General features: G+C 62.3%; 22 protein-coding genes and 1 riboswitch. Of the genes, 5 read left to right on the top strand and 17 right to left on the bottom strand.

Features of this window, described 5'->3' with window-relative positions; all coding sequences use genetic code 11:
- Positions 1-2: 2 nt before the first annotated feature.
- From cobN to RAE21_RS05495, 10 genes are read right to left on the bottom strand one after another with little or no spacing between them, the layout of a single operon-like run.
- Positions 3-3809: a cobaltochelatase subunit CobN gene (cobN, locus tag RAE21_RS05540; protein ID WP_313880494.1), complete on the bottom strand. Its 3807-nt coding sequence runs from the start codon at positions 3807-3809 to the stop codon at positions 3-5.
- Positions 3810-3835: 26 nt separating this feature from the next.
- Positions 3836-4882, bottom strand: coding sequence for a cobalamin biosynthesis protein CobW (gene cobW, locus RAE21_RS05535; RefSeq protein WP_313880493.1), 1047 nt, complete (start codon positions 4880-4882; stop codon positions 3836-3838).
- Positions 4883-4924: 42 nt separating this feature from the next.
- On the bottom strand, positions 4925-5956 hold the full coding sequence (locus RAE21_RS05530; protein WP_313880492.1) for a FecCD family ABC transporter permease: 1032 nt from the start codon (positions 5954-5956) through the stop codon (positions 4925-4927).
- A gap of 17 nt (positions 5957-5973) precedes the next feature.
- Complete coding sequence (locus RAE21_RS05525; protein ID WP_313880491.1) at positions 5974-6945, bottom strand: ABC transporter substrate-binding protein; 972 nt, start codon at positions 6943-6945, stop codon at positions 5974-5976.
- Positions 6935-7753, bottom strand: a complete 819-nt coding sequence (locus RAE21_RS05520; RefSeq protein WP_313880490.1) for an ABC transporter ATP-binding protein — start codon at positions 7751-7753, stop codon at positions 6935-6937. Before RAE21_RS05520 ends, RAE21_RS05525 begins: the two co-directional genes overlap by 11 nt.
- A complete protein-coding gene (gene cobO, locus RAE21_RS05515; RefSeq protein WP_313880489.1) occupies positions 7753-8322 on the bottom strand; it encodes a cob(I)yrinic acid a,c-diamide adenosyltransferase in 570 nt (189 codons plus the stop codon). Before cobO ends, RAE21_RS05520 begins: the two co-directional genes overlap by 1 nt.
- A 28-nt stretch (positions 8323-8350) precedes the next feature.
- Positions 8351-9028: an energy-coupling factor ABC transporter permease gene (locus RAE21_RS05510; protein WP_313880488.1), complete on the bottom strand. Its 678-nt coding sequence runs from the start codon at positions 9026-9028 to the stop codon at positions 8351-8353.
- 26 nt (positions 9029-9054) lie between these two features.
- Complete coding sequence (locus RAE21_RS05505) at positions 9055-9636, bottom strand: bifunctional adenosylcobinamide kinase/adenosylcobinamide-phosphate guanylyltransferase (RefSeq protein WP_313880487.1); 582 nt, start codon at positions 9634-9636, stop codon at positions 9055-9057.
- Positions 9633-10487, bottom strand: coding sequence for an ABC transporter substrate-binding protein (locus RAE21_RS05500; RefSeq protein WP_313880486.1), 855 nt, complete (start codon positions 10485-10487; stop codon positions 9633-9635). Before RAE21_RS05500 ends, RAE21_RS05505 begins: the two co-directional genes overlap by 4 nt.
- Positions 10484-11953, bottom strand: coding sequence for a cobyrinic acid a,c-diamide synthase CobB (locus RAE21_RS05495; protein ID WP_313880485.1), 1470 nt, complete (start codon positions 11951-11953; stop codon positions 10484-10486). Before RAE21_RS05495 ends, RAE21_RS05500 begins: the two co-directional genes overlap by 4 nt.
- Positions 11954-12037: 84 nt before the next feature.
- A riboswitch (cobalamin riboswitch) is annotated at positions 12038-12274 on the bottom strand.
- Between the two features lie 37 nt (positions 12275-12311).
- Here RAE21_RS05495 and RAE21_RS05490 point away from each other — a divergent pair.
- Together RAE21_RS05490 and RAE21_RS05485 are read left to right on the top strand one after the other, a co-directional pair.
- Positions 12312-12536: a cell division protein ZapB gene (locus tag RAE21_RS05490; RefSeq protein WP_313873159.1), complete on the top strand. Its 225-nt coding sequence runs from the start codon at positions 12312-12314 to the stop codon at positions 12534-12536.
- Positions 12533-12862, top strand: a complete 330-nt coding sequence (locus RAE21_RS05485) for a cell division protein ZapA (RefSeq protein WP_313880484.1) — start codon at positions 12533-12535, stop codon at positions 12860-12862. Before RAE21_RS05490 ends, RAE21_RS05485 begins: the two co-directional genes overlap by 4 nt.
- A 254-nt stretch (positions 12863-13116) precedes the next feature.
- Here the strand turns inward: RAE21_RS05485 and RAE21_RS05480 are convergent, their stop codons facing one another.
- The 4 genes from RAE21_RS05480 to RAE21_RS05465 form a co-directional block, all read right to left on the bottom strand.
- Positions 13117-14418, bottom strand: coding sequence for an HD-GYP domain-containing protein (locus RAE21_RS05480; RefSeq protein WP_313880483.1), 1302 nt, complete (start codon positions 14416-14418; stop codon positions 13117-13119).
- Between the two features lie 170 nt (positions 14419-14588).
- Positions 14589-15326, bottom strand: coding sequence for an acetoacetyl-CoA reductase (gene phbB, locus RAE21_RS05475; protein WP_313880482.1), 738 nt, complete (start codon positions 15324-15326; stop codon positions 14589-14591).
- Positions 15327-15415: 89 nt separating this feature from the next.
- Positions 15416-16594: an acetyl-CoA C-acetyltransferase gene (locus RAE21_RS05470; RefSeq protein ID WP_313880481.1), complete on the bottom strand. Its 1179-nt coding sequence runs from the start codon at positions 16592-16594 to the stop codon at positions 15416-15418.
- A gap of 30 nt (positions 16595-16624) precedes the next feature.
- Positions 16625-18325 (bottom strand): PHA/PHB synthase family protein, encoded by a 1701-nt coding sequence (locus RAE21_RS05465; RefSeq protein ID WP_313882657.1) that lies wholly within the window; start codon positions 18323-18325, stop codon positions 16625-16627.
- Between the two features lie 119 nt (positions 18326-18444).
- Here RAE21_RS05465 and RAE21_RS05460 point away from each other — a divergent pair, with 119 nt between their 5' ends.
- A complete protein-coding gene (locus RAE21_RS05460; RefSeq protein WP_313880480.1) occupies positions 18445-18756 on the top strand; it encodes a hypothetical protein in 312 nt (103 codons plus the stop codon).
- Here RAE21_RS05460 and pgeF read toward each other — a convergent pair.
- A complete protein-coding gene (gene pgeF, locus RAE21_RS05455) occupies positions 18688-19500 on the bottom strand; it encodes a peptidoglycan editing factor PgeF (protein ID WP_313880479.1) in 813 nt (270 codons plus the stop codon). The genes RAE21_RS05460 and pgeF overlap by 69 nt on opposite strands.
- Entirely contained in the window at positions 19487-20155 is a 669-nt protein-coding gene (gene maiA, locus RAE21_RS05450; RefSeq protein WP_313880478.1) for a maleylacetoacetate isomerase, read from the bottom strand. The genes pgeF and maiA overlap by 14 nt, the downstream gene beginning before the upstream one ends.
- 62 nt (positions 20156-20217) lie before the next feature.
- On the opposite strand from maiA, the gene RAE21_RS05445 reads away from it, so the two are divergent.
- Both RAE21_RS05445 and RAE21_RS05440 read left to right on the top strand, forming a co-directional pair.
- Positions 20218-20520, top strand: a complete 303-nt coding sequence (locus RAE21_RS05445; protein ID WP_313873167.1) for an antibiotic biosynthesis monooxygenase family protein — start codon at positions 20218-20220, stop codon at positions 20518-20520.
- Between the two features lie 39 nt (positions 20521-20559).
- Positions 20560-21255: a fumarylacetoacetate hydrolase family protein gene (locus RAE21_RS05440; protein WP_313880477.1), complete on the top strand. Its 696-nt coding sequence runs from the start codon at positions 20560-20562 to the stop codon at positions 21253-21255.
- Positions 21256-21262: 7 nt separating this feature from the next.
- Here the strand turns inward: RAE21_RS05440 and RAE21_RS05435 are convergent, their stop codons facing one another.
- The gene (locus RAE21_RS05435; protein WP_313880476.1) at positions 21263-23566 is read right to left on the bottom strand and encodes a S8 family peptidase; all 2304 of its coding nucleotides are present in this window, start codon (positions 23564-23566) and stop codon (positions 21263-21265) included.
- Between the last annotated feature and the right edge of the window lie 63 nt (positions 23567-23629).

Raw genomic sequence — 23629 nt, 5'->3', positions numbered from 1 at the left:
GGTCAGGATGCTTCCAATTGGTTTTCGAGCGCCAGCACATGGTCTTGGATGCGTTCGCGGTGGTCGCCGGGCTCGGCCCACAGGCCGCGCTGCATGGCTTCGAGCAGGCGCTCACCAATGCTGCGCAAAGCGCCGGGGTTGTGTTGTTGCAAGAAAGCGCGGGTGTCGTCGTCGTGCATATAGGCGTCGGCCACCAGCGCGTACTGGTGGTCGGCCACCACGCCGGTAGTGGCGTCAAAGGCAAACAAAAAGTCGACGGTGGCCGCCATTTCAAACGCACCCTTGTAGCCGTGGCGCTTGATGCCGTCTATCCACTTGGGGTTGACGGCGCGCGAGCGCACCACGCGGGCCACTTCTTCGCCCAAGCTGCGGATTTGCGGTGCGCCGGGCACGCTGAAGTCGCCGTGGTACAGGGCGGCTGTTTTGCCGCTCAGATGCTCCACCGCCGCGGCCATGCCGCCCATGAACTGGTAGTAGTCGCCGGAGTCGAGGATGTCGTGCTCGCGGTTGTCCTGGTTGTGCAGCACCGCGTCCAACCCGGCCATGCGCTGGGCAAAAGCCTCGGGGGCGGCTGTACCGTCGCTGTCCTGGCCGTAGGCAAAGGCACCGGCGCGAAGGTAAGCCTCGGCCAACTCGGAGCGCTCAGTCCAGTTGCCACTGGCAATCGACGCTTGCAAGCCCGCGCCATAGCCACCGGGCCGGGGGCCGAACACACGCCAGGTGGAAGCGCGCTCGGCGTCCGCATCGCTATGGCCGGCGGCTTGGGCCTGCGCGGCTTCGGCCTGCACCCGCACGCGGATGGGGTTGACATCGTCCGCCTCGTCCTCGGGCGAGATGGCGGCCACGGCGCGCACGGCGGTGTCAAACAAATCGATCACATTGGGGAAGGCATCGCGGAAGAAGCCGGACACGCGCAGCGTCACATCCACGCGCGGGCGGCCCAGCACGGTCATGGGCATGACTTCGATGTCGGTGACGCGGTTGCTGCCGGCTGCCCACTTGGGCCGCACGCCCAAGAGCGAAAAGGCCTGGGCCACATCCTCACCACCGGTGCGCATGGTGCTGGTGCCCCACACCGACAGGCCCATGGCCGTGGGGTAGGCGCCGTGGTCTTGCAAGTGGCGCTCGACCACGCGGTCTGCGCCCTTGGCGCCCATGGCGTAGGCGGTTTGGGTGGGGATGGCGCGGGTGTCCACCGAGTAAAAATTGCGCCCGGTGGGCAACACATCGGGCCGACCGCGTGACGGCGCGCCACTGGGGCCGGGCGGGATGAAACGGCCATCCAAGCCGCGCAGCAGATGGGTGATCTCATTAGGGCCACAAGCATCGAGGCGCGGGGCCAGCACCGTTTGCAGGCGCTGCAGTACTTGGGTGGTGTGGGGCCAAGATTCAGGTGAGTCTGCCGGGCCACTGGGCAGCGCACTGCCCTGCTCTGCCATGTCTTGCACCACGCGGGAGGCCAACAGTTCCACCCGCTCGCGGGTGTGGCCGGCGTGACGCCAGGGGTCATCGCTCAAGGCTTGCAGCACGGCGGGGCGTGCGCCGGTCCACGGGGCGGCCCAGTCGGGGCTCAGGGCGTCAAAGTCCGTCAGGCCCAAGTCTTGCGCCAAGGCTACCGTCAGGCTGGCCTGCGCAGCACCCGAGCCGCCGGGGTAACGGGCCAGCGCCACCAGCGTGTCCACCCGCTGGCGCCCTGTGGGCGACTGGCCGAAGGTGTGCAGCCCGTCGCGGATTTGGGACTCTTTGATCTCGCACAGGTAGGCGTCCAGCCGGCGCAACAGCGCTTCGCGCTCAGCATCATCGGCCGGCTTCGTAAAACCCAGCTCAATGTGCAAGCCATCGGCCAGCACCTGCTCCAAGATGCTGTTGCGCAGCAGCTTGGCGCGGCGCGGGTCCAGCGACAGGGCTTCGTAATACTCGTCCATGCGGCCTTCGAGCTGCTGCAGGGGCCCATAGGTCTCGGCCCGCGTCATGGCGGGCATGAGGTGGTCGATGATGACGGCCTGCGTGCGGCGCTTGGCCTGCGCGCCCTCGCCGGGGTCGTTCACGATGAAGGGGTACAGGTGCGGCAACGGGCCCAAGATGGCGTCGGGCCAGCAGGCCGCACCCAGCGCCACACTCTTGCCGGGCAGCCACTCCAGGTTGCCGTGCTTGCCGACGTGCACCACGGCATCCACCGCATAAACGCGGCGCATCCAAAAGTAAAAGGCCAGGTAGTTGTGCGTGGGCACCAGGTCAGCATCGTGGTAGGTGGCGACCAAATCCAGGTCGCGCCCGCGGGCGGGCTGATTGCCCACGAATACATTGCCATAGCGCTGGCCGGAAATCATGAAGCGGCCATGACGCACCAGCGGGTCCTGCTCCGGCAGGCCCCACAGCGTGTTGATGGCGGATTGGCTGTCAGCCGGCAGCGCGTGAAAGTCTTGCAGGTAGTCGGCCATGGCGAGGCTCTGGCCTGCGGGGCGGGCGTCGTTGGCGTCCAGGTTGTTGGTGATGCCGCGGGTCAGGTCGGACATCAGGGCGTCGCTGTCCGCCGGCACATCGCCCGTCGCATAGCCAGCGGCTTGCAGAGCTTGGAGGATGACCACCGTGGAAGCCGGTGTATCTAGCCCCACGCCGTTGGCGAGCCGCGAGTCGTCGTTCGGGTAGTTGGCCAGCACCAACGCCACGCGCTTGTCGCTACTCTTTTTATAGCGCAATGCGCACCATTTACGGGCGAGAGCGGCCACATAGGCCATGCGCTCTGTCTCAGGCTGGTAGCGCACCACATCAATCTCGGCGCGCTCGCAGCGCCAAGCCAAGCCCTTAAAACTGATGGGCCGGGTACCGATGCGGCCATCCACCTCAGGCAGCACAATTTGCATGGCCAGGTCGCGCGGGGTGAGGCCGTGCGGGTCGTCTTGCCACTGCTCTTGCGAACAACCCGCGGTGATGAGCTGCAGCACCGGCGCATCCCCCGCCAGCAACACGGGCTGTACCTCGGCGCCGCTGTCGTTGCCGTCGATGGAGCCCACGGCGAAACTGGTGGCGTTGAGCACCACATCGACGTGGTGCTCTGTTGCCATGGTCTGCAGCAACGCCATGCTCTCGGGGTTTTTGAGCGAGTCCAGCGCCAGCGCCAGGGTGTTGAGGCCCTCCCCTGCCAGCGCGGCCAGCATGGCGTCAAACGCGGCGGTGTTGCCGGCTTGCAAGTGGGCTTTGTAAAACACCAGCAGGGCTGTGGGCGCACCTTCGCGCCAAGGCGCCACTTGATTCAAGGGCTCGTAGCGCACCGCGCCGGGCAGCACCTGCGCAGGCGCAGGCCGCTCGCCCCGGCCAAAGGCGGCATGGGCAATCAGCTGGTAGAAGTTGTTGGCGTTGTCGCGCCCACCTTCGCGCAGGCAGCGCCACAGGTGGGTGCAGTCGTCTTTCGCAGCGGTGCTGCGCAAGAGCAGCTGCGCGTCTTCCACACATTCGCCCGACACCATCACCAGCCACTGGCCGCGCGCGGCGGCAGATTCGCACACCTGGTCGACGATATAGGCCCAGTCGCTGGGGGCGCCCAGGTGTTCGATGACGATGGCCTTGGCGTGGCGCAGCACATCGTCCATGTACAAGTCGGTGGACGCGGGCTGGCGCAGCCACATCAGGTTGGCTAGGCGCACACTCGGAAAATCGGCGGGCAGGTTGCTGGCCACCTCGGCTAGGAGCGACAAGGTAGTGTCCGCCACGGTGAGCACCACGATGTCACCGGGCGTTTGCTCCACGCGCACGATGCCATTGCCATCGTCTTCGACATGGCCGCCAGGGCGGGTGGAAAGCAAATGCATGGTGAACTGCCTTTAATGAACGGCCTTTAGGCCAACGCGGCTTGCAATTCAGCCTGCAGGGTGGCCGCGTCTAGGTGGTCGCCAATGAACACCAGGCGGGTGGCACGGGTTTCATCGGCGCGCCAGGCGCGGTCGAAGTAGCTGTCAAAGCGCTGGCCCACGCCCTGCACTACCAAGCGCATGGCCGCACCGGGCAAGGACACAAAGCCCTTGATGCGGTAAATCTCGTGGCGCTGCACCAGCGCGGTCAGGGCCGGAATCACCTTGGCGCGGTCGGCCACTTGCAGGGTCAGGGACACGGAGTCGAACTCGTCGTGGTCGTGGTCTTCTTCCTCGTCGTGGTGGGTTTTGCGGGAGTCGATCACGTCTTCCACCGCGCGCTCCAGGCCCAACAAAACATCCATCGGCACATTGCCGTGCGAGGCGCGCACCAGTTTCACACCGGCAGGCGCTTCTGCGCGGATGGTGGCTTCTACCGCTTCCAAAGCCGCGGCGTCCATGCCGTCCACCTTGTGCACGATGACCAAGTCGGCTGTAGCCAGCTGGTCTTCAAACAGCTCGGCCAGCGGGGATTCGTGGTCGAGGTTGTCGTCCGAGCGGCGCAGGGCGTCGACCGCCACCGGGTCTTCGGCGAAAGTGCCAGCGGCGACCGCAGGCGCGTCCACCACGGTAATGACCGAGTCCACGGTAAAGGCGTTGCGCAGCGCAGGCCACTGGAAGGCTTGCACCAGCGGCTTGGGCAAAGCCAGGCCAGAGGTTTCGATGACCAGATAGTCGATCTGGTCGCGGCGGGCGGCCAGCTGCTCCATGACCGGGGCAAACTCTTCTTGCACGGTGCAGCACAGGCAGCCGTTGGCCAGCTCAAACAGCTGGCCGTTTTCTTCACCGTTCTCGTCACAGCCGATGCCGCAGCCGCGCAGCAGCTCGCCATCAATGCCCAGCTCGCCAAACTCGTTGACGATGACCGCAATGCGGCGGCCCTGTGCATTGGTGAGCAGGTTACGCAAGAGCGTGGTTTTGCCACTGCCCAAAAAGCCGGTGACGATGGTGGCGGGGATTTTGCGGGTTTGCATGGTGTGGAAATGAACGTAAAAAATGAATAAAACAGGTAGCAATCAGGCGCCGTCAGACTGGTGCAGCAAGGTGTACATGACAAACAAGGCGCCCACGCTGGCAGTCACGATGCCCACCGGCAGCTCTTGCGGGGCCAAAATAGACCGGCTCACCACATCGCTGAGCAACAGCAGCAAGGCGCCAATCAGCATGGCAATGTGCAGCATGTGGCGGTGCAGAGCGCCAGCCAGCGCACGGGCGAGGTGCGGAACCATGAGCCCAACAAAACCAATCACCCCGGAGACTGCCACAAAACACGCGGTGGCAAAGGCGCACACCACAAAGGCCTGCACCCGCAGCCGCTCGGGCGCGATGCCCAGGCTGTGCGCGGTGTGGTCGCCACTGAGCATGGCGTCCAGGGCGTGGCGCCTGTGCCACGAGAAAAGCGACAGCACCGCCAAACCAGTCAGGGGAATAAACAGGTTGTCCCAGCGGGCGGAACCCAGGCCGCCCATGGTCCAGAACATGACCGACTGGGCGGCACGCTGGTCGCCCAGAAAGGTGAAGTAATAGGTCAGTGCGGTGAACAAAAACGAGACGGACAGGCCCGCCAGAATCATGCGCTCCGGCGTGTGGCTGCGATAGCGGCGCAACAGCAGCAGCACGACCACCACCGACGCCATGCCGCCGACAAAGGCAGCAAGCGGCAGTGTCCAGACGCCCAGCACCTCGCCGGTGAGCGTAATCACCGCCACGGCCCCGGCCGCAGAGCCCGAGGACAGGCCAAAGAGGTAGGGGTCTGACAAATCGTTACGGGTGGTGGTTTGCAACAGCGCACCCACCAAGGCCAGACCGGCTCCCACCACAATCGCCAACAACATGCGGGGCACGCGCAGATCCACCACGATGCGGTCGACCATGGTGTAGTCCGCGTCAGGCGCGCCGCGCAACCAAAGACCCAAGCCATGCCCAACCTGCGACCACGCCACCTCGGTAGCACCCGACACCACCGACAGCAAACTCACGCACGCCAGCAACAGCAGCAGACACACGGTCAGCAGGCTGGTGGATCGCACAGCAGGTGCCAGGCGCATGGGGGCGGACCCAGGCATCAGCGGTTGACGGCCCGGGCCATTTTTTCAATGGCTGCCACGTTGGCCGGGCCGGGGGTGAGCTCTTCGTAGCGCAAAGCGACAAAACGCTTGTTTTTGACGGCCGTGGTGTGCTGCATCAGCGGATGCTTTTGCAGGAACTGGAGAAGCTTTTCAGCGCCGCCGTCGTTTTGATAGTCGAGCAACACCAGGAACTCGGGGTTGCGGGCGGCCACCGCCTCCCAGGCCACGGTGCCCCAGCTGGCGTCCACATCGTCCATGATGTTGCGGCCGCCCACGGCTGCCATCATCGCGGTGGGGATGGCGAATTTGCCGGCAGTGAAAGGCTTGTCTTCGCCCGAGTCAAACAAGAACATGCGCAGCGGCTCTTTGCCGGTGGCTTTGGGCAGAGCTGCCAGGCGCTGCTTCCACTGGGCAATTTGTGCCTTGGCCTGGGCTTCTTTGCCGAAGATGGTGCCTAGCTTGAGGTAGTCGGCATACAGCAGCTCCATGCTGGCGGGCGGGCGGGCCTTGTCCACATGGATGCAGCTTTCGCTCAGCACCAGCGTGGGGATTTTGTATTTTTTGAGCGTGGTGGGCGTGACCTCGCCGCCCACGGCCATGCCGTAGTTCCAGCCTGCAAAAAAGAAATCGGGCTTGAGCGCCAAGATGTTTTCCAGGCTGGGCTGCTTGGGCGCTATTTCTTTGATGCTGCCCAGGGCCTGCTTGAACTCGGGGCTCATCTTGTACCAGCCGGTAATGCCGCTCACGCCGGCCATCTGGCCTTGCAGCCCCAGTGACAAGGCCATGTCGGTCATGTTGATGTCGTGGATCAGCGCGGCCTTTGGAGGTGCTGTGAACGTGAGCTTTTCGCCGCAGCTGTCCACCGTCACTGGGAAGGTTTGGGCGTGTGCTGCCAAAGACAGCACCGAGAGGCCGCAAGCGGCAAGCCAGGAGCGGCAGGAAAAAGTGAGATTAGGTTTAGTTTTCATATTCACGAATCGAATGGCGGGGCCCGGGGGATTCAAACACGGCGACCGGTTGGTCGCGGTGGGGCAACGGCAGATAAAAAACATCCATCCCGAAATTGCCCAGCACCAGCTCGGGCGTGAGCACCCGGGCGGGCACATCGTCAGCCACCACCCTGCCCTCGCCCAGTAACACGGCGCGGTGGGCAAAGCGCTGCACCAGACTCAACTCGTGGAGTGCGGCCACCACCGTGATCTCCAGGCTGGCCAGCAAGTCCAGCACATCAGAGCGGGTGCGCAAGTCCAAATGGTTGGTGGGCTCATCGAGCAACAAAATGCGGGGCTCTTGGGCCAAGGCACGGGCGATGGCGCTGCGCTGCTGCTCTCCGCCGGAGAGTGTGCCCATGGCCCGGTCTTGCAGGTCTTGCAGGCGGCAACGGCTGAGTGCAGTGTCGATGGCGTGCACATGTGCAGCGCGGCTAGCACCGCTGTGGGGGGTGCGGCCCAGTGCTACGTAGTCGCGCACCCGGAGCTGGGCGTGGATAAATTCATGCTGATGCACCACGGCCATCTGCCGCGCCCGGTCGGGGCCGGGCATCTGCTGCAAATCGGTGCCGCCGAGCAACACCTGCCCTGATTCAGGCCGCAAGCGACCGGCCATCAGGTGCAACAGGCTGGACTTGCCCGCGCCGTTGGGCCCGAGTAGTGCAATGTGCTGGCCAAACGGAATGTCCAGCGACACCTGCGCCAGCACCGCCCGCCCCTGCCGCTGGTACGACACGGCAGCCAGGGACAAAGCAGGCTCAGCGGACGCGACCCGTGGCAAGGTCATCAGTCTTCAATCCCGCGCTGGGCGGGCACACCGGCTTTGAAGTGGTGTTTGACGAGCGTCATCTCGGTCACGGTGTCGGCGACCTCAATCAGCTCCGCTGGGGCATTGCGACCGGTGAGCACCACGTGCACATGCGGCGGGCGCTCGCGCAGGCAGGACAAGATGGATTCGAGAGGAATCCAGCCGTAGCGCAGGGGGTACATAATTTCATCCAGCACCACCATGAAGTGCTCGCCCGCCATCACCGTGGCTTTGGCTTGCTCCCAACCGGCCTGGGCCAGCTCGGCGGAGTGGTCCAGGTCTTTGCTCTTCCAGGTGAAGCCGTCGCCCAAGCCGGTGATAGGAATGCCCAGCTGCTCAAACAGGCGGTGCTCGCCGAAACGCGCGGTGGGCACTTTCATGAACTGGTAGACCTTGACCGCCTTGCCCCGGCCATGGGCGCGCAGCGCCAGCCCAAAGGCGGCGGTGCTCTTGCCTTTGCCGGTGCCGGTGTGCACCAATATCAAACCACGCCGCTCGCCTTGCGGACGGGGCGTGTCACGGTCTACGGGGGGGGCGATCAAATCCACAACAACAGTCCTTCAGTTCAGCAAATGCTCAGGCCGCGGTGTACACGCGCTGGTTCACCAGCGGGTTGCCTTGCAAACGACGCATAGCCTTGGCAGCCGCCAGCACACCCAGGTCCACCAGGGGCTCTACCAGCACCACGGTCATGTAAGCCGCGCCGAAAGTGGCAATCTGGCTCATGTTCTCCATACCCACGCCACGGCCGTAAATAGCCCAGAAGGCGACCCAAGCCACGATGCCACCTTGGTAGGCTGCAGACAGCTTGAAAGCCTGGCCGTAAGTCAGGTCTACATAGGCCACATTTGCAGGCACGATGCGGCGGGCCAAGGCGGCGGTGGCAAACAAGGGCACCAGCAAGGTGGTGACGTTCATGCCGTACTGGGGCAAGTCTTGCTGCGCGAAAAACACGCTCTGGATCAACAAGCCGCCCATCAGGCCGATGGCTGCAGGCGCCACGCCGAAGATCAGCATCAGGGTGGTGCCCAGAATCAGATGCACCTCGGACACGCCCACGGGGTGGTGCGGCGCCACTTCAAAAAAGCAAAACACCAAGCCTACGCACAGCAAGGCACGGGCGATCAGGGCCAGGGGGCCGTCTTTTTTGACGGCATCGACCGCCAGTTTGGTGGCGTACAGGGCCGCGGTGGTGGCAGTGGCGTAGCTCAGGAAAATTTTGGTGGTGTCTACCAGACCGGGTTCGATGTGCATGATTTTGCTCCTTGGTAAAAAATGTTTCAGGGTGCCTTCAGGGTCAGCGGCAAGCCGGCAGCCATGAGGGTGACGCGTTCGCAGGTGGCAGCCACCTGTTGGTTGAGCCGGCCCAGCGCATCCACAAAGGCGCGCACTTCGCGCCCCATGGGGATTACGCCCAGGCCGATCTCGTTGCCCACCAGCACCACAGGGCCAGGGGCCTGCGCGATTGCTATCAAAAAAGAAGCTACCCGCGCAGGATCTACTTGGGCTGGAGGGCTATTGGGCTCAAAATCGACCGGCATCAGCTGGTTGGTGAGCCACAGCGTCAGGCAGTCCACCACCACCAATGTTGCCGGGGTGCTGTGCTGCTCAATGGCCTCAGCCAACGCCAGCGGCTCTTCCACAGTCTTCATGCCGGGCACGCGCTCAGCGCGCTCCTGCTGATGGCGGGCGATGCGCAGGCGCATTTCGTCATCCCAAGGCTGGGCGGTGGCGATCATGACGGCGTGGTGGTCCGGCGACTGCTGCACCCACTCGCGGGCCAGCAATTCGGCGCGGCGGGACTTGCCACTTTTCTGGCCACCCAGAATGAGCTCGCTGCGGGCGATGGTGAAGTCTGTCATGCGGGTGCTCCATCGGTGGGCAAAGTCTTGTCCATCCACTGCATGAAGATGCGGTGCATCTGCTGCACGCCGTCGGTCAACGCAGCGGGGCCGGGTTGGAGAATGTCGGCAGACTTGATTTCAAACAACTGGCCGCCCCGCACCGCAGGCACATCGGCCCAACCTTCGCGAGCAGCCACCTTTTCAGGGCGGAATTTCTTGCCACACCAGGAGCCGAGCACGATATCTGGCGCGCGCTGCACGATAGTCGCCCCGTCGGCAATGATGCGCTGCTTGCCCATGGGCTCAAGAGAGAGCTCGGGAAAGCAGTCGTCTCCGCCCGCAATCGTCATCAGCTCTGACACCCAGCGGATGCAGCTGATATGGGGTTCGTCCCACTCTTCAAAAAACACCTTGGGCCTGCGCGCGCCAGCCGCGAGGCGGGCAGCGACCGCGGCTTGCATGGCCCGCAAGTCGGCTTGCATCTGTGCAATGCGCCGGGCGCCCAGCTCGGCCTCACCCACCATGGCCGCGACTTGGTAGAGCATGGAAAAAATGTCGGCCACGCTGCGTTGGTTGAAGATGGTGACCTGCACACCGCGCTTGACCAGATCGGCCGCAATGTCAGCTTGCAGGTCCGAGAAGCCGAACACGCAGTCCGGCTGCAGCGCCATGATTTTGTCGGTCTTGGCGCTCAGGAAAGCGCTGACCTTGGGCTTTTCGTCCCGTGCCCGCCGAGGGCGGACGGTGTAGCCCGAGATGCCTACGATGCGGTGCTCTTGGCCCAACAGGTACAGCCACTCGGTGGTCTCTTCGGTCAAGCAGACGATGCGCTGCGGGCCGGGGCTGAAATGCAAGAGGTCTTGCGTCATGCAGGCCCCTCATGCGCCGGGGTGAACAGCTCAACCACCGCCTCGGGGCAGGATGGAAACCAAGCGTGAAAGTAGCTGGCCCGCACAGAACCTTGCTGCCATACCGCCTCGCCTGCATCGGGCATGGGGTCGTGATCGGGGCGCGCGGTGCGGGCGACTGGCACCAGCGTGCTGGCGCTGGTGGAGTAGTGAAAGGTGTGGCCGCGCAGGGTACCCGTCTGCAGTTTGAGCTGTTGCGGGCCCAGAGCCGATAAGCGCTTGTGCATGGTGACCTCGCCGGGCAGCAGGCCCCAAAGGGTGTGTTGTGCACCGTCGGTGGTCGTGATCGTATCGAACAAAACCATCATGCCGCCGCACTCGGCCCACACGGGTTTGCCGGCCTGCACGTGGGCGGCAAGACTGTCGCGCAAACGGGTGTTGGCAGAAAGGGTGTTGGCGTGCAGTTCGGGATAGCCACCGGGAATCCAGACTGCGTCGCAGGTGGGCAAGGCAGTGTCTTTAAGCGGCGAGAAGAACACCAACTCGGCGCCCAAGGACTGCAGGCAATCGAGGTTGGCGGTGTAGATGAAGCAGAAGGCGGTGTCTCTCGCTACTGCGATAGTTTTGCCTTTGAGGTTTGGGCTTGCGGTCTTTTGGTTGCGCGACTCTTGGAGGGACGAGCGAAGCGGCAGAGCGCTCTGCTCCGTGTCCCCCGCCCGCTTCGCGGGCTCCTCCTTGACCTGCGCAGAGCGCTCTGCCGCTTCGCCCTGGCGGGCTGGCTCTAGCTCTGACACTTGGTCTTGGAATTCCACTGACCACTGTTGGAGGTCTTCGACGCTCATTTGCCCCAGCGGAGTTGCTGCCAATGCATCGGCGGCTGCGTCCAGGCGGGCTTGGGCGTCGGCGACTTCGCTCGCCACCGTCAGGCCCAAGTGGCGTTCGGGCAGTGTCATCGCAGCGTTGCGCATCACTGCACCCAGCCACGGACTGTCGCTGCGCAGGCTGCGTTGCAACATGGCGGCGTGGCGCTCGGTGGCAACGCGGTTGGCCAGGGCACCGGCCCAGCGCAGGCCGGGGCGGAAGGTTTGCAGGCCGTAGGCCAGCGCGCCAAAGGTGCCGGCCATGGAGCCGGAATCCATCACGGCCATGACGTGCAGGCCAAAGCGTTGGGCGAGGTCGGCAGCGCTGGGATCGCCATCAAACAAGCCCATGACGCCTTCCACCAGAATCAGGTCGGCCTCCTCGGCGGCCCGGCTCAGGCGCTGGCGGCAATCGTCCTCACCGGTCATCCACAAATCGAGCTGGTACACCGGTGCGCCACTGGCGAGCTGGTGCCAGTAGGGGTCTAGGAAATCAGGCCCGCATTTGAAGACGCGCACTCGCCGTCCCTGGCGCGTATGCAGACGCGCCAACGCGGAAGTGACCGTTGTCTTCCCTTGTCCGGAGGACGGGGCGGTAATCAATAGTGCCGGGCAGGAACGTGACATTACAGGCGCTGTCTCATGCCTTGTGTTGCTTCACTCTCCCCGGCTTCCCCGCCAGAGCTTGAGCGTTACGGAAATGCGCCTTGGCGCATATCCACCTTATTGGCCGGTATCCGGGCTGATGGAGGCAACCTTCATCGTCTTCCCAAGCGCGTGTTCAAAGCGTTCAGTGACTTTGATGAAAGCAGTGTCAAGGCGACACGTCCACTTACCGTTGCGGGGGCAGCGCAGGTTAAGGACCGCCGCGTGCGGCACCCTCTCCTGCTTCCCGTTGAACTGCGGCATGCGAACCACACCGCGAGCACCAACACCGCGCATTTTACGCAGGGAATGCTTGCGCCACCCCTACAATGAAACACTTATGGCGAATCAGACTCCCATCGACCAAATTGCCGAGCGTGTAGAACGCTTGTTGCTCCGCTACGAGGAGCTTCAGCGGACCAACGCGTTACTCACCAGCCAAGTGGAAACACTCAGCCACGAGCGGGACTCCCTCAAATCAAGATTGAGTGCAGCGCGAGCGCGGGTCGATGCGCTTTTGGAGCGCATTCCCGATCACCTGCTGACCCATAAAGATCCGACATGAAACAGCTGGAAGTTCAAATCATGGGGCAGAGCTACCTGCTTGGCTGCCCCGAAGGCGGTGAATCCCGCTTGCTGGAAGCCGTGGAGCGCGTAGACACGGCCATGTGCAAAATCCGCGATGCAGGCAAGGTGCGGGCCCGTGACCGGATTGCCGTGTTAGCAGCGCTAAACCTGGCGTTCGACCTTTCTGACAAGTCTGCAGCCCCTGCCGCCGTGGCTACAGGCACCGGCACGCCGCTAGCCATTGAGGGCGACAGCGCCCTGCTGCTGACTTCGCTGCTGGAGCGACTCGACGTCGCGCTGAGCGACGATGGCCGCTTGCTCTAAGCACTGCAAATAAGCTCCTGATGCCCACTCAAGCTCAGGGTTGACCCCTACAATGCAGGTGTCTGCGAACCTGCCGGGCTTTATATTTCCTTGAACCAATGCTCATTGAGCCAGGGCTTGGAACATTGCTCCGCTAGCGTGATCATCTCGCGTCAGATGAACCCAAAGTGGCAGCTGACCTCGCCCACCTGAACCCCGGTTCAGGATGCGGGTCCGGTGGAGTTTCGCAGACACCCTTCTCCGGGCGAACGCCCTCACTCTTCGGCACTAGCCGTATCCGGCTCCGAAGCCTGCTCAAAGAAATACGCAATTCGCTGGCGCGGCGCCAGATAGTCCAGCGCCGCAGCCGGCAAGTTGCCGGGCTTCAAGCTGCGCCGGATGCCCAGTTGCGGCATTTTCTCCAAATCCAAAATCAACGCTTCAGCCCGCGCCACACCCGGTTCGTGAAGAATGATGCGCGGCTTGAGCGGCCGCGCCGAGTTGACTGAGACCACAATCCCGAAGCGGTCGTCGATCAGCTGCACCACGGAACCCGGGGGGTACACCCCCATCATGCGGATGAATGCACTCAAGGTCACCGCGTCGAAACGGGCTTTGAACTGCGCAAATATCAGCGAGAGCGCCTCATGCGGCGTCAGCGCAGAGCCCGGCCGGCTAGGGTTGCACAGGTTGTCATACCGGTTTACCAAGGCCAGTATCCGCCCACTGGTGCCCAAAGCATCGCCACGCAAGCGTGACGGGAAACCGCTACCGTCCACCATCTCGTGGTGCTGGAGCATGGCCAGCAACACGGGGGAACGCAGCTCCATGCCCTTTCCAATAGCGAGACCCTGGGGCACGTGCTCCTGATAGAGACGGTACTCCGCGCTTGAAAAGTTGTCTTCCAACCAGCGCACCCGGTCCGGCAATTTCACTTTGCCGATGTCGTGCAAAAAAGCCGCCATACCGAGGTCGATCAACTCCGATTTGTTCAGTCCCATCGCCTTGCCGAGTAGCAAAGAAATCACGGTGACGTTGACAGGGTGCATGGCCGATTTGTCACCCGCCGCCTCGGAGAGCAAGCGGATGGCCGCCTCTCCGTTGTCCATCAGCTCGGTGACATAGGTGTTGACCATCCCGAGACAGGGCTCAGTCGCCAACTTGGGCTGCGACTGCACCATGTCCATCGTTTTGCGATACAGGCGCACCGACTCTGCGAATCTGCGCTCACAAGCGATCAGACTGCGCTCCTGGGCGGTGAGCATGGCGGCGCGAAGTCTGCGCTGCTCGGCGTCTGCCTGCTCTTGGGTCAAAAGGCTGGCAGCTTCAGGCGGAATGGGTGCTGCCGATTCAGAGGGGACATCAGCGGCCTCCTCCGAAGAGGGCTCATCACTCTTGCGAGGAACCACACGCACTTGCTTTTTACCCAAGCCTTTGATGACTTCGATTTGCTTGGCGGAGCTGATTTTGAAGCTGCCGGTCGGAAATGGGTGTGCCATCCACCCCACGTCCAATTCCACGTAGTGGCCCACACGCAAAAGCGCAACATCGATCCAGACAGACTCTTCAGATTTCATAGGTTCCGGGGGTTAGCCCTTGGTGATTGCGGGCCAACAAAACACACCGTAATGAGGATACCCCAGCGCCCGCCAACGATCGCAGAACGCACCTACTTTCTTGTGGTGCTGTCTCACTACAGACGCAAAAAAACCCGCCGAAGCGGGTTTTTGGGATGCGCAGGGCGAAATTAGCCCATGTGCAAGCCGCCGTTGACCGAGAAGTCGGCGCCTGTAGCGTAGCCGCCTTCTTCAGACGCCAGCCACGCGATGATGGAGGCGATTTCCGAAGGTTCGCCCAAACGCTTGACCGGCACAGTTGCCACGATCTTGGCCAGCACGTCTTCACGGATAGCCTTGACCATGTCGGTCCCGATATAGCCCGGGCTCACGGTGTTGACCGTCACGCCCTTGGTGGCCAGCTCCTGGGCCAGAGCCATGGAGAAACCGTGCATGCCGGCTTTGGCAGCGGAGTAGTTGGTTTGACCGGCCTGGCCTTTTTCACCGTTCACGCTCGAGATGTTGATGATGCGGCCCCAGCCTTTTTCCACCATGTCAGGCACCACTTGCTTGGTGACGTTGAACATGGAGTCGAGGTTGGTGCTCATCACCGCTTGCCAGTCTTCGCGGCTCATTTTCAGGAACATGCGGTCGCGGGTGATGCCGGCGTTGTTCACCAGCACGTCAATGCTGCCGTGCTCGGCCTTGGTCTTGCTGAAAGCTTCGACGGTGGAATCCCAATCACCCACGTTGCCGACCGAGGCGTAGAAGCTGTAGCCCAGCTCTTTTTGCTCGGCCAGCCACTTGGCGTGGTCGCGTGTGGGGCCGCAACCGGCGATCACTTTGAAGCCGTCTTTGTGCAAACGCTGGCAGATGGCGGTCCCGATGCCACCCATGCCACCGGTTACATACGCTACTTTTTGACTCATTTTGTTTCCTCTTTTTAAATCAGTTTGCTATTCAATTTATAGCTACCAGCGCTTATCCTCTGAGCGCGAGTAGCCAAAAACACTTCAAATCAACGCTCAACGGCCAGGGCTACGCCCATGCCGCCGCCGATACACAGGGACGCAACCCCCTTCTTGGCGCCGCTACGCTGCATTTCGTGCAACAGAGTCACCAAGATACGGGCGCCGGACGCGCCGATGGGGTGGCCGATGGCGATGGCGCCACCGTTCACGTTGACCTTGGCAGGATCGATATCGAGCAGCTTGTTCACCGCGCAGGCTTGTGCGGCGAACGCTTCGTTCAACTCAAACAAATCAACGTCAGCGGCCTTCCAGCCGGCGCGCGCCAGCGCGCGCTGGGTCGCAGACACCGGGCCTAAGCCCATCAAGGCAGGATCCAGACCGGTGGTGCCGAAGCTGGCAATACGCGCCAAAGGTGTCAGGCCCAGAGCCGCAGCCTTCTTGGCGGTCATGACCATCACGCCAGCAGCGCCGTCATTGATACCGGAGGCATTGCCCGCGGTGACGCTGCCAGCCTTGTCGAATGCGGGGCGCAGACCGGCCAACGCTTCGGCATTGGTTTTCTTGTTAATGAATTCGTCAGCGTCAAACACCACGGGGTCGCCCTTGCGCTGGGGAATCACCACCGGCACGATTTCGGACTTGAATTTACCCGCGTCTTGTGCCGCAGCAGCTTTCTGCTGGCTGCCGAGCGCCAAAGCGTCTTGCATGTCGCGGGTGATGTCGTTGGCCTTGGCCACGTTTTCAGCGGTGATGCCCATGTGGTATTGGTTGTACACGTCCCACAGGCCATCGGTGATCATGGTGTCGGCCATTTTCCACTCGCCCATGCGCTGGCCGTCACGGCTGCCCAGCAGCACGTGGGGGGATGCGCTCATGTTTTCCTGGCCACCGGCAATCACGATTTCGCTGTCGCCCCAAGCCACAGCCTGAGCGGCCAGCATCACGGCCTTCAGGCCGGAGCCGCAGACGGCGTTGATGGTGAGAGCGGGAGTTTCTTTAGCCAAACCGGACTTGATACCGGCCTGGCGCGCAGGGTTCTGGCCTACGCCAGCAGCCAGCACTTGGCCGAGGATGACCTCGCCCACTGCGTCCACCGGCAGCCCGCTGCGCTCGAGCAGGCTCTTGATCACAATGCTTCCCAACTCGGTCGCGGGCACTTTGGCCAAAGAGCCACCAAACTTTCCAACTGCAGTTCGGGCTGCAGCAACGATCACGATATCTTCCATCAGGTGTCTCCTTCTTGATAAATCGAAAACTCAGGCCTTCGCCTGTACATAGCGCCCTGGAGCCGCCTCTATGGCCTTGTACTTCCCTTTGCCATATGTCTTGGGGGCAGCAATTTGCTTGCCAGCATGGCTTTTGAGCCAGTGGGACCAGTCAGTCCACCAGCTACCTGCATGCTCGGTCGCCCCTTCCAGCCACTGCGCATGCGTTTTGGGCAACTTGCCGTCGGCGCGGATCCAGTGGCTGCGTTTGTTTTTGGAGGGTGGATTGATCACACCCGCAATGTGACCGGACGCGCCTTGCACAAAGCGTTTTTTGCCCGGTAGCAGCTGGGTGGACGCATACGCACCGCCGATTGGCACGATATGGTCTTCACGCGAGCCGTAGATGTAGACCGGAATATCGAGTGCGCTCAAATCAAGCTTTTCGCCGCACACGGTGAGCTTGCCCGGCTTCTTGAGGTTGTTTTCCAGGTAGGTATTGCGCAGGTACCAGGCGTAATACGGGCCGGGCAGATTGGTGCTGTCGCTGTTCCAGTACAACAAATCAAAGGGCGGAGGTGTCTCGCCCTTGAGGTAGTTGCCTACCACGTAGTTCCACACCAGGTCGTTCGGGCGCAGGAAACTGAAGGTGCTGGCCAAGTCTTGGCCCTTCATCAGGCCGCCCTTGCCTAGCTCTGCCTCGCGGAACTTGACCATGGCCTCGTCGATGAACACATCGAGAATCCCGGTGTCTGAAAAATCGAGGAAGGTGGTGAGGAAAGTCGCGCTGTCCACCGGCTTTTCGCCCCGTGCAGCCAACACGCCGAGCGCGGTACCCAGCATGGTGCCCCCGACGCAAAAGCCCAGCGCATTGATGGTGGGCCAGCCGCTGATATCGCGGGTCACGCCAATCGCGCGGATCACCGCGTGCTCGATGTAGTCGTCCCAGGTCTTGTTGGCCAAGGTTTCATCAGGATTGCGCCAGCTCACCACAAAGGTGCGGTGGCCTTGCTCCACCGCGTAGCGGATCAGCGAGTTATCCGGCTGCAAGTCGAGGATGTAAAACTTGTTGATGCAAGGCGGCACCAGCAGGAACGGCTTTTCATAAACCTTGGCGGTGAGCGGTTTGTATTCTATAAGCTGGAACAGCTCGTTTTCGAACACTACCGCACCTTCGGTGGTCGCCACGTTTTTGCCCACTTCAAACAGACTCTCGTCGGTCATCGAGACATGGCCTTGCTGCAAGTCGTGCACCAGGTTTTTGACGCCCTTGGCAATGCTCTCGCCCTTGGTTTCAATGGCTTTTTTCTGGGCCTCGGCATTGAACGCCAAATAGTTGCTCGGGGAAGCGGCGGCCATCCACTGCTCTACCGCGAAGCGGATGCGATTTTTGGTTTTGCTGTCTGTCTCGACCGCCTCGGCCAAGCCCATCATGGTGCGGGCATTGAGGAGATAAGCCGCAGCAGCATAGGCCGCCACAGGGTTGTCACCCCATGCGGGTGCCGCAAACCGGCGGTCCGGCAGGGGCGGCGTGTGGCCCATGCCCTGGCTGAAGAGCTTGATGGCCTCTTCCACGTAGGACTTTTGCAAGGCTTGCAAACGGTCCTGAGAAAACTTGATGTCCGGCACCGCCTCGCCCATGGCCGGAAACCCTGCCCCGGCGACACCTGCGTCCAGCCCTTTGAAGGACTCCAGCGCTTTGGCAAAGCTTTGGGCCAATGCCTGTTGGAACTGCTCGGCCGCTTGGGCCATAAAGTCAGAGGAGGGTTGCGTCACGCCATCACCTTCAAAATTAGTGGGTCTAGTCTAACGTGCAAGTATGGCAGTCTTAAGCTGCGATATCCTGACACATCGCACCCTCCGAAACCCTTATGTACATCGTCCCCATCGCTTGGATTTACGTGGCGCTCATGATGAGCGTTGCCGAGGCCACCAACACTAACGGTTCGGTGCTGGGTGCGATCTTCACCTTTGTGCTGTACGGCGTGTTGCCCGTCGCCTTGATGATGTATTTCATGGGCACGCCCGCCCGCAAGCGGGCCTTGCGGGCCCAAGAGCTGGCGGAGCGCAACGCGGCCATCGCAGCCCACCAGGCCGCTGCCGGAGACAGCCCGTCACTCCAGCCAGATGCAAGCCGCGAAGCGGCCGCTGACCCGGTCGCGCCGGTGGCTGAAAAACCGTGAAGGGTTGTTGACGGTGCACCACGCGGTGCTGCCGTCATTGCCAAAAATCTGCCGTACCCCGGCCGCGTGTAAGCGGTAGCCCGCAAGCCCCGGCAAATCGGCCCACCACTTGCCAGCCGTGTGGGGGGCAAAAAACGCAGCGGTATCCGGGTGCGCCTCCACAAAAGCCGCGCGCACCTCGTCACCGACTTCAAAAGCCGATGGACCGATGCAAGGGCCTAGCCACGCTATCACTTCAGGAGCATCCCCCGCAGCATTTACGTGGGCTAGAGGCCCAAATGACTCTAAAGTCTCCTCCAGCACGCCTTTACCGCCCTGCCCTAGCAAGCCACGCCAGCCCGCGTGTGCTGCGGCTACCCGACTTCCATCACTGGCAGCAATCAGCACCGGCAGGCAATCTGCCACCATGACGGTGCACACCGCACCGGGCTGGGCCGTAGTGCAGGCGTCGGCCTCGGTGCCATCGGGCGTGGAGGCATTAATCGCCACACAGGCGGTACCGTGTACCTGGTTCAAAAATACCGGCCTGCTGCCAAGACCTGCGGCGAGGCGCTGCCGGTTGATGGCCACGTGAGCGGCATCGTCTGCCACATGCAGGCCCAGATTCAAGCCGGCATACGGCCCTTGCGACACGCCACCTTGGCGCGTGGTGCACAGGGCCCGCACCTGCGCGGGGACCGGCCAATCGGGAATCAGCCAGTCGGGCGCAAGCCCTTCCTGCGTGGGGGTGTTACTGCGGGGCATCAGGGCACGCCTCCGGTCTGGCTGCTTGAAAGGCAGGCAGTGCCATACAGGCATCAAAAGCTGCCATGGTGCGGGGCAAGCCGTCCAGCGACACCCCAAAGCGGCGGGCATTGAAGATCAAGGGGACCAGACAGCAATCAGCCAATGTGGGCGTGTCGCCGAAGCAAAAAATGGCGGGTGCGGAGCGCCCATGTTCACGCTGCCAGGTGTCCAGACGAAGCAGCTGCTCTTCAAAACTGTCAAGGCCCTGCCGCGTCCAGTGGTGGTACCACTGATCTTTGGCGGAATCGGCAAGCCCCATGTCGTCTTTCAAAAACCTGAGCACGCGCAAATTGTTCAAGGGATGGATTTCACACGCAATCGCCAGCGCCAGCGCCCGCACTTTGGCTTTGGCAAGCGGACTTGCCGGCAACAAGGCGGGCGCCGGATGTGTCTCGTCCAGGTACTCCATAATGGCCAGCGACTGGGTCAGCAGCTCGCCCCCGTCGTCCAACACCGGAACCAAGCCATCAGCATGGGTGGCGCGGTAATCGGGGCGGAGCTGTTCACCGTGGGCGAGGTGGACCGCTGCGTAGTCAAAGGGCAGGCCCTTGAGGCCCAGAGCGATGCGCACCCGGAAGGCGGCGGACGAGCGGAAATAGCTGTACAACTTCATGCCGGCGAGCATAAACCGATGCCGTTACTATTCCCGCTTACCCCGATTTTTTTGGAGACCCCATGATTCTTGAGCTTGCAGACATCCGCATTCACCCCGGCCAGAACGCCGCTTTTGACGAAGCCATTGCCCGCGGTTTGCGCGACGTGATCAGCAAAGCTAAGGGTTGCCAGGGCTACAAAGTCAACAAGGGCATCGAGAGCCCGGAGCGCTATGTGCTGCAAATTTTTTGGGACACCCTGGAAGACCACACGGTGGGCTTTCGCGAAAGTGAACTGTTTACCCAGTGGCGTGGGATCGTCGGCCCGTTTTTTGCACAACCACCGGTGGTGGAACACTTTGACCTGGTGGTGAAGTCCGCCTGATCACCGAACCAGCCCAACGCTGATCTACAGGAGTTGCTGATGAGTTTTGTATTGCCACCACCTGCCGTACCCAGCATTGCGGTGACCGGAGCGGCCGGCCGCTTTGCGGTGCACCGCATCTACTGCGTGGGCCGTAACTACGAGGAACATGCCAAAGAAATGGGGCACAGCGGTCGGGAGCCGCCTTTCTTTTTCATGAAGCCCGCAGACGCCGTGCTTGCGGCGGATGCCGGACAAGCGGTCGACATGCCCTACCCCACCCTCACCTCCAACCTGCACCATGAGGTGGAGCTGGTGGTGGCCATCGGTACAGGAGGCAGCAACATCCGTGCAGAGGACGCGCATCGCCATATTTACGGCTACGCCGTGGGCTTGGACATGACCCGCCGAGACCTCCAGAACGACATGAAAAAGCAAGGTCGCCCCTGGTGCATCGGCAAGGGCTTTGAGCACTCGGCACCCATCGGCCCGATCACCCCTGCTGCACAAGTGCCGGGGGTGGAGGCAGCCGACATTGCACTGACCGTCAACGCTTTGGGCCGCCAACGCAGCAGCGTGGCCAAGCTGATCTGGAACATTGCTGAAACCATTGAACAGCTGTCGGCCGCGTGGACCCTGCAGCCCGGCGACCTGATCTTTACCGGCACCCCCGAGGGTGTGGGCGCGGTGGTGCGCGGTGATGTGCTCTACGCCACGGTCGAAGGGCTGGAGCCCTTGACCGTGCGGGTGGTCTGAACCGTTTTCAGAACTTGCGCTGGTAGCGCACGCCGAGTCCCAGCTGGGGTTCGGCGTTTGCTTCATGGCCGGGCTCGAGCTTCAGCAGGGCTTGAGCGGCGACGGTGCCGCCCCACACCTTGGGGCTTTGGTACGAGAGCGCCACATCCTTTTGCATGCCGCTCGGCGCCAGGTTCAGGGTCTGCTGGGCGTAACGCAGGCTGCCGTCTTCCTGGCTTTGCTCTACGGCGGTGGTGAGCTGCATCTCGCCGGACATGGTGCGCAAAGGCATGGAAACGCTGAAACCCAGCTTGTCGCCGGTGCGCCACAAGCTCTCACGCGCCAAACCCAAACTCCAGGCCATTTGCCGCACCGCGCTGGTTCCGTCGATCAGTGACGCACTTTCATTGCGGAAGGCATCGGCCTGCCCCAAGGTCAACATGGCCGAGGCAGACACATTGGCTGCGACCGGCTTGGAGGCTGCCAAGGTGACAAAGCGTGTGCTGGCTTTGCCTTCCATGGCCCAGGCCTCGGTGCCGCTGGCGCCCAGCAGGGAGTTGTTTTCGAGGAGCTGACCCGCGGAGATGACGGTAGTCGCATCACCCCAGCGGCTTTGGTACTCCAACACCGCGACGGAGCGCTGCGTGTCCGCAAAAGGTGCCGATTGCCACGGCGAGCTGTTCAAGGGATTGCCTTGCACCACGGAGCCCATGCGCAAAACATCGCCGCTAGCAAGCTTCCACGAAGTGCCGGCATGGGTGGCGTTCTGCGCCAGGCTGAAATACGGCGCATTGAAGCGGCTCGCCTCGTCGGCCAGGCTCAAAGGCGCGCTGCCCGTGGCCTGCAGGCCGAAAAATGCATCGCTGCTGCCACCGGTACCAACGCCCCAGGCAAAGCCCGCATTTGACGGGCTGGAGAAGCTCATGCGGGCCAAGGTCAGGGGCGTCTGCTCTGCCGCCAAACCCAGCATGGTTTGCTCGGTTACCAAGGCGGTGTACTCCGCGCTGAATTTGGCGCCGGTGGTCGTTGTGGTCGTGGTCTTGCTGATGGGCAAAGCGGATGTCGCTGTCGACGTGCTGCTCACACTGGCGCCCACATTGACCTGAAAGGCCCGGTTGAACTTGTCGACTGCCAGGGTATTGACCGTTTTGAGCCCTGTGGCGAGCCCGCTTTTGGGCGTGGCGAGGCTGGCGCCCGCAAAGCTAATCACTGCGCCTGTTTTGGTACCCAAGTTAAGACCGCCAATAGGCTGCAAAGAAGCACCGACGTTCACCAAGCCCCACCCGTACACAGCGTCCGCCTTGTTGCGAGAGAGGCAGACAGAGGCGGCCACGTTATCGCTGCACAAACGGGTGGCGGATTGAAAGATGATTTGCGCAATGTCTGTGGCAGGCAGGAAGTTCCAGTTACTTTTGATCAATGCCGCTTGGCCCGCCACAATCGGCGTTGCCATGGAGGTGCCCGACATATAGACGTAGCTGCCGGGCATGGCAGGTGTGGAGTAGCTGGAGGCGATGTTGACCCCGGGCGCAAACACAGTCCAGTTGGCCAAGGTGGCGTCGTAATTGCTGAAGCTGGCGCGCTTGTTGTTGGCGTCGAGTGCGCCCACCGCGATGATTTGCCCCTTTGCCCACGTTTGCTTGGCGTAAGCGGCAGGCCAGCTGCCGCTGGCGCGTCCGTCATTGCCCAAAGCGGCCGTGATCAGAACCTCCTTGTTGACAGCGTTTTGGATGTTGGACTGCATGGCCGCAGCGTTACTGCCCAGACTGAGCGTGACGATGGGCGCCTTTTGTACATTCACCGCCCAGTCAATACCCCGGCCGATCGTGAGGCTGTCAGAACCACCGGTGGTGAACACCTTGGCGACTACCAGCTTCGCACCGGGCGCAACGCCCTCGAGCAGAGACCCGTTCGCCAGACTTCCTGCGACCAAGCCACTCACGTGGGTGCCGTGGCCCATTTGGTCGGTGACATCGGTGCCGCCATTGAAGGCGTTGTAAGTCGCAATCACTTGACCGCGCAACTCAGGGTGGCTGACTTGCACCCCGGAGTCCACAACCCCGACAACGACACCGCTGCCATTGCCGCTACCCAGCTGATTGGCATAGGGCTTGTTGACTTGATTCAAGAAGGTCTGGTAACTGCGCGCACGGGCTTCTGCCGCCGTGGGCGCTGCCTTCGCCAAGGTAGATGCGCTCAGCTTGGGTGCTGCAGCAGCCGCAAGGGCCTCCCAGCCGCTATCAGCGTCTTCATGCACTTCCAGAACTTGGGCATAGGCTCCGGAGGCAAAGGCAGTGATCAATGCCGCAAAAAGGGGGGAAGGCTGAAACATGGTGCGATTCCTTGTTAACAAATACACAAGGGCTACGCAATCCAATCACGGGCGCTGGCAAAC

It is taken from the genome of Rhodoferax potami, from assembly GCF_032193765.1.
GTDB lineage: Bacteria > Pseudomonadota > Gammaproteobacteria > Burkholderiales > Burkholderiaceae_C > Allorhodoferax > Allorhodoferax potami.
Note: the sequence above shows the minus strand (reverse complement) of the source record. Positions and strands in the feature narration are given on the sequence as shown.

What these genes read in the sequence shown, in the direction of transcription:
- cobN (WP_313880494.1), bottom strand. Translation starts at nt 3,809, where the DNA reads ATGCATTTGCTTTCCACCCGCCCTGGCGGCCATGTCGAAGACGATGGC.
- cobW (WP_313880493.1), bottom strand. Translation starts at nt 4,882, where the DNA reads ATGCAAACCCGCAAAATCCCCGCCACCATCGTCACCGGCTTTTTGGGC.
- RAE21_RS05530 (WP_313880492.1), bottom strand. Translation starts at nt 5,956, where the DNA reads ATGCGCCTGGCACCTGCTGTGCGATCCACCAGCCTGCTGACCGTGTGT.
- RAE21_RS05525 (WP_313880491.1), bottom strand. Translation starts at nt 6,945, where the DNA reads ATGAAAACTAAACCTAATCTCACTTTTTCCTGCCGCTCCTGGCTTGCC.
- RAE21_RS05520 (WP_313880490.1), bottom strand. Translation starts at nt 7,753, where the DNA reads ATGACCTTGCCACGGGTCGCGTCCGCTGAGCCTGCTTTGTCCCTGGCT.
- RAE21_RS05510 (WP_313880488.1), bottom strand. Translation starts at nt 9,028, where the DNA reads ATGCACATCGAACCCGGTCTGGTAGACACCACCAAAATTTTCCTGAGC.
- RAE21_RS05505 (WP_313880487.1), bottom strand. Translation starts at nt 9,636, where the DNA reads ATGACAGACTTCACCATCGCCCGCAGCGAGCTCATTCTGGGTGGCCAG.
- RAE21_RS05500 (WP_313880486.1), bottom strand. Translation starts at nt 10,487, where the DNA reads ATGACGCAAGACCTCTTGCATTTCAGCCCCGGCCCGCAGCGCATCGTC.
- RAE21_RS05495 (WP_313880485.1), bottom strand. Translation starts at nt 11,953, where the DNA reads ATGTCACGTTCCTGCCCGGCACTATTGATTACCGCCCCGTCCTCCGGA.
- RAE21_RS05490 (WP_313873159.1), top strand. Translation starts at nt 12,312, where the DNA reads ATGGCGAATCAGACTCCCATCGACCAAATTGCCGAGCGTGTAGAACGC.
- RAE21_RS05485 (WP_313880484.1), top strand. Translation starts at nt 12,533, where the DNA reads ATGAAACAGCTGGAAGTTCAAATCATGGGGCAGAGCTACCTGCTTGGC.
- RAE21_RS05480 (WP_313880483.1), bottom strand. Translation starts at nt 14,418, where the DNA reads ATGAAATCTGAAGAGTCTGTCTGGATCGATGTTGCGCTTTTGCGTGTG.
- phbB (WP_313880482.1), bottom strand. Translation starts at nt 15,326, where the DNA reads ATGAGTCAAAAAGTAGCGTATGTAACCGGTGGCATGGGTGGCATCGGG.
- RAE21_RS05470 (WP_313880481.1), bottom strand. Translation starts at nt 16,594, where the DNA reads ATGGAAGATATCGTGATCGTTGCTGCAGCCCGAACTGCAGTTGGAAAG.
- RAE21_RS05465 (WP_313882657.1), bottom strand. Translation starts at nt 18,325, where the DNA reads ATGGCCCAAGCGGCCGAGCAGTTCCAACAGGCATTGGCCCAAAGCTTT.
- RAE21_RS05460 (WP_313880480.1), top strand. Translation starts at nt 18,445, where the DNA reads ATGTACATCGTCCCCATCGCTTGGATTTACGTGGCGCTCATGATGAGC.
- pgeF (WP_313880479.1), bottom strand. Translation starts at nt 19,500, where the DNA reads ATGCCCCGCAGTAACACCCCCACGCAGGAAGGGCTTGCGCCCGACTGG.
- maiA (WP_313880478.1), bottom strand. Translation starts at nt 20,155, where the DNA reads ATGAAGTTGTACAGCTATTTCCGCTCGTCCGCCGCCTTCCGGGTGCGC.
- RAE21_RS05445 (WP_313873167.1), top strand. Translation starts at nt 20,218, where the DNA reads ATGATTCTTGAGCTTGCAGACATCCGCATTCACCCCGGCCAGAACGCC.
- RAE21_RS05440 (WP_313880477.1), top strand. Translation starts at nt 20,560, where the DNA reads ATGAGTTTTGTATTGCCACCACCTGCCGTACCCAGCATTGCGGTGACC.
- RAE21_RS05435 (WP_313880476.1), bottom strand. Translation starts at nt 23,566, where the DNA reads ATGTTTCAGCCTTCCCCCCTTTTTGCGGCATTGATCACTGCCTTTGCC.